The organism is Anaerolineae bacterium, from assembly GCA_014360855.1.
Lineage (GTDB): Bacteria > Chloroflexota > Anaerolineae > JACIWP01 > JACIWP01 > JACIWP01.
In genome coordinates this window covers 1-4444 of the sequence record JACIWP010000246.1, presented here as the reverse complement: position 1 = coordinate 4444, position 4444 = coordinate 1, and the positions used below count along the sequence as shown (strand labels likewise).

Annotated in this window: 5 protein-coding genes; all 5 read right to left on the bottom strand. The window is 67.1% G+C overall.

What is annotated here, in order from left to right:
• On the bottom strand, window positions 1–888 hold an 888-nt coding region (locus H5T60_11975), incomplete at its 3' end, for a trimethylamine methyltransferase family protein (protein ID MBC7243149.1).
• 32 nt (window positions 889–920) lie between these two features.
• A complete protein-coding gene (locus tag H5T60_11970; GenBank protein ID MBC7243148.1) occupies window positions 921–1688 on the bottom strand; it encodes an aspartate/glutamate racemase family protein in 768 nt (255 codons plus the stop codon).
• Window positions 1689–1709: 21 nt separating this feature from the next.
• On the bottom strand, window positions 1710–3140 hold the full coding sequence (locus tag H5T60_11965) for a trimethylamine methyltransferase family protein (protein ID MBC7243147.1): 1431 nt from the start codon (window positions 3138–3140) through the stop codon (window positions 1710–1712).
• A gap of 45 nt (window positions 3141–3185) precedes the next feature.
• Window positions 3186–3881 carry a FadR family transcriptional regulator gene (locus H5T60_11960; protein MBC7243146.1) on the bottom strand — a complete coding sequence of 232 codons (696 nt, stop codon included), beginning with the start codon at window positions 3879–3881 and terminating at the stop codon, window positions 3186–3188.
• A 114-nt stretch (window positions 3882–3995) separates the two neighbouring features.
• Window positions 3996–4444, bottom strand: a 449-nt coding sequence (locus tag H5T60_11955) for a tetratricopeptide repeat protein (GenBank protein ID MBC7243145.1), incomplete at its 5' end; no start/stop codon positions are given.

The window sequence follows — 4444 nt, the reverse complement described above, 5'->3', positions numbered from 1 at the left end:
CGTGCTGTGCATGTCCATGACCGAAGGCATGGCCCCGAAGATAAAGGGGGCGCCGCGGTGTGCCAGTTGATGGATGACCAGCCCGGAGAGGGATTCCGCGCAGGCCTGGCTCAGCGTGCCAGCCAAACTGCAGGGCGCGGTGGCACCCATGGCCAGGTACGGGGTATATACCAGCGGTATCTCCCATTCGGCGCAGTACAGCAGTTTGGCGAGGGATTCATCGGGATGCAGTAAGGGCGAGATGGGTTCGGAGTAATGGAGCAGGAAGGGCCGCCGGCGCAGAGCCTCCCGGCCGCCGGCGATGATCGCCGCCATCGCATGCACGGCTTCCAGCGAGGCACGCGACAGGGTGATGACCAGCACCGGCTTGCTGGTGTTCAGCAGTGCCTGCCGTGCTGCGTACCGATCCGCCAGGTGCGCCGGCCGGTCGGCGGCGAAGCCGGCGGACATCAGGAAGCGGAGATGCGGCAGGGCATCAATGAGCCGGGCATGCCGGGCGTCGTCCGTCTCCTCTTGGGGGCGATGTTCCCTGCTCTCCGGATCCAGGAGCATGGGGGCGTCCATATTGGCGCCGAAGTAACTGCGTCCCTGCCCCAACCGCATGGCCGGCCGGCCCAGGCGGTCATAGATCACCACCTGGCGCGGGGCGGAGTCCAGCGCCTGCTGGACCAGCCAGGCCGGCAGGCGCACGCGGTAGCCGGCCGTGCCGGCGGGGGTGGTATCAGGCTCCACCCGCGCGCCGGCGCCGGCCAACAGTTCGAGGGCGCCGGCATGGCTCAGGTGCACGCCGGTGCGCTCCAGGATTTCCAGGGCGCCCTCGGCGACGCGCCGGCGTTGGTAGGGGGACAGCACCGCGAAACGCGGCCGCGCAAACATTTCCACATCCATCGGCCCACTCCCGCTGAGGCGCTGGGATCGCCTCAGCATATGCCTTCATAAGGCTTTTGCACCACCGCGTGGTACACCCAGCGGATGAGGGTGATGAAGTCAAACACCGGAAGCTCCACCGCCGCCTGCACCGCCGCGGCGAAGGGAGGCAGGTCACTGCATTCCAGCAGGATGGCGCCCACCTCCGGATTCTCCTGCACCAAGCGTTGGGCGCAGGAGACCACCTCCTGTTCCAGCCGGCTGTAGTCGAACTCCCCTTTGCTGTACAGGATTTTGCCGAACTCCGGCTGATCCTCCAGGCCCACGACGGCGATGGGAATATCGGGGGTGACGCCGCAGGCCTCCAGGGTTTGCCGGCGCAAGAATCGGGAATCCGCGCACATGATGCCCACCTTCTGCCCCGGCTTCAGCGCGCGGTGGATGAGCGGCACCTGCAGGAGGCTGGAGAGAAACACCGGCACATCCAGCGCGGCGGCCACCTGCGGCTGGAAGTTGCCGAAGTAGCCGCAGGCGCCCACCACGGCCCGCACGCCTTCCTGCTCCAGCTCGCGGCCGGCGGCGATGATCTCCTCCAACAGGGTCGGGTCCCCGCTCAGCATGCGCTCCTGGGTCGCCCCCTTCACCAGCTTCAGGCGCACCGGAAAGTCATAGGTGCTGGCGTTCACCACGTTGCCGGGGAGCAGGGGATACCAGACCTCCAGGTGCAGGATGCCGATGGGATGGCCGGCGATGTACTGCCCCGGCTTGATGCGAAACACCCGACCATGCATATCCCCTTTGCCCAAATAGGCGTAGGTCATGCTCTCCTCCTGTCTATTGGCTCAGGCGATGACGGCGCGCATCCGCTCGACCGTTTCCTTGGGGAGGGGTTCGGGCTGATGAGAGGCCAGGATATCGCGCACCCGCTGGTTCAGCCGCTGGAACATGTCCTGCCGGCCGCGCCCCGCCCAATCCTCATACGTGTAGCGGTCCGCAAGGCTCGGGAACCAGAAATCGCGGAAGTGCGCCACGGTCGAGGGATGGGACAGGAAATTGCCGCCCGGGCCAACCTCATGCAGGATGTCCACGCACAGCGTCTCATCGTTCACCTGGATGCCCTTGATGAGATGATCGGCCAGGGCAACCAGCTCGTCGGTCAGCACGATCATCTCCAGGGAAACCGTCAGCCCGCTCTCCATATAGCCCACATCGTGGATCAGGTTGGCGCCGGAGAGCTTGGCCATGATGACGGAGAGCATGGCCTCGGCCGCCGCCTGCTCGTCCATGACCTTGGCGTCGGAACAGCCGGCATAGCCCCAGGTCGGCAGGCCGTAGTAGCGACCCAGCTCGGCCACCGCCGCCTTGGTGAGCTGGAACTCCGGCGAGGCGTAGCAAATCTGCATGGACTTCATGTCCATATGGTGCAGGCCGGCGCCGTACACGAAGGGCGCGCCGGGGTTCTTGAGCTGATGCACCACCAGGGCGCTGAGGATCTCGGCGTTGGACATGACGAGGCCGCCGGCCATGTGAATGGGGGCGGTGGCGCCCATCATGGGGCCGGGGGAATGCACCACGGGCGTCGCCGTCTCCGCCATCAGCAGGAGCTTATCAATGGCGGTCTCGCTCTGCTGGAGCGGCGAACTGGGCTCCGAATACAGCAGGAGGAGCGGACATTCCCGCAGTCGCTCTTTGCCGCCCACCACGATGCCGGCCATCTCGATGATATTGGCGGCGTCGGCGTAGTCATTGCACACGAAGACGATGGGCTTGGTGGTATTCTGCAGGAGGTGGAAGTACTGCCACTGATACAGCGAGATCCCATCGGGCACGTCGCTGGGGATGCCGTTGGACATCACGAAATGGATGTTGGGCAGGGCATCGCACAGGCGGTAGGAGTCGCAGAGGTCCTGGGTGGTCCAGGGGCGGCGTTCGCCGGTGACGGGGTCCAGGAGGCGCAGGGTATCAGAGCCGGTGCCGAAGTAGGTGCGCCGGCCCTCCAACAGCATGGCCGGCTCGCCGTGCCGATCGCACATGACGACGCGGCGCGGGGCGGAGGCCAGGGCGCTCTCCACCAGCGAGGCGGGGAACTTCACCAGGTTCCCGTCCACAAAGGCGCCGGCCCGCCGCAGAAGCTCCAGCGCGCCCTGATGATGGAAGCGCACACCGGTGCGGCGCAGGACCTCCAGCGTGGCGAAATGGATCTCCTCGAGCTGACCCTCGGACAGCAGGGCGAACTGCGGGGTGGCATACGGCGCGTAACTGCTTCTGTTCATGTCTCTCTCCTTGCACGATATGATGATTTTCACAGCGCGGTGCGTTTACGGCCGGGAGCCGGCGATGAGCTGGCCCAGGTACGCCATATGGCGTTCAGCGGCGCGCCGGGCGGCCTCGGGGTCGCCGGCTTTGATGGCGTGCAGGATCTCCCGCTGAAGCTGGATGGAATGCTCCTTCACTTGGGGCAGGGCTACCAGGTACTGGGTGGTCTCCGCCAACAGTTCGCGCGAGACCTGGTAGAAGCGCTCCAGCAGGCGGTTGCGGGCGGCGCGGGCGACGGCCAGGTGGAATTCCAAATCGGCGGCGGCGAAGGCCCGGTCGTCGTGCAGGGTTTCCTCCATGCGGCGCAGGGCGGCCTCGATGCCGGCGATGTCCTCGGCGGTGGCGCGCTGGGCGGCCATGACGCTCAGCCCCACCTCGATCAACTGCCGCGCCTCGCAGAGCTGGATGGCGTCGAGTTCCTGGAGCCGCGCCCGCACCAGGGTGGAGGTGTCCAGGATGGCCGGCGCATCGGGGCTGACCTGCGTGCCCCGGCCGGGCTGGGGGATGAGCAGGCCGACCAGCGCCAGCGCCTTGATGGCCTCGCGCACGGTGGAGAGGCCGACGCCGAAGCGCTGGGCCAGCTCCGGTTGGGGCGGGAGCCAGCCGCCGGGTTCGACCTCGCCGGCGGCGATCATGCGCTGAAGCTCGCGGATGACGCCGTCCGTCAGGGTATCGCGTGCCAAGGGTGCGATGGGCATGGAGCGCTCCTGCATGGGCATAACTTCATAACATCTGATGTTATGATGTTTTCGGGCGCATTATAGCACTGCTCTGAGAAATGTCAAATCGGGGGAGCGGCCCATGCGCCGGCCTTACGAGCCTCCGCACAGCGCCAACAGCCGGCCGGCCAGCTCCCGCATCTCCGTCGGCAGGCCGGCGTTCCCCGTCACTGCCCTCAATTTCTCCTGCACCGCCGGCGGCAGATCCAGCGCCGGCGCCGCACCGACCTCTGCGCACAGGTGCAGGTAGTTGCGCAGAAAACCGCCCATCCATTTGGCGAAGGCGCGCGGCAGGCCGGCGAAGAAGGGCGCCAGGGTCTGCACGGCCTCGAGGGCGAGGGGGAGGGCCTCCTGGGGCCGGCCCTGCGCGCTCAAGAATTTGGCCAGGTTGTGGAGGCTCATGGCCAGGTCTGGGAGGAAGGCGTCGGGGTTGACCTCGGCCAGGCGGCGGCGGATGGCGAGGGCCTCCTGGGCGAGGGGGAGGGCCTCCTGGGGCCGGCCCAGCGCGCTCAAGAAGTGCGCCAGGTTCTGGAGGCTCCGGG

Coding starts and splice junctions, on each gene's coding strand:
- H5T60_11970 (MBC7243148.1), bottom strand. CDS start 1,688: ATGACCTACGCCTATTTGGGCAAAGGGGATATGCATGGTCGGGTGTTT.
- H5T60_11965 (MBC7243147.1), bottom strand. CDS start 3,140: ATGAACAGAAGCAGTTACGCGCCGTATGCCACCCCGCAGTTCGCCCTG.
- H5T60_11960 (MBC7243146.1), bottom strand. CDS start 3,881: ATGCCCATCGCACCCTTGGCACGCGATACCCTGACGGACGGCGTCATC.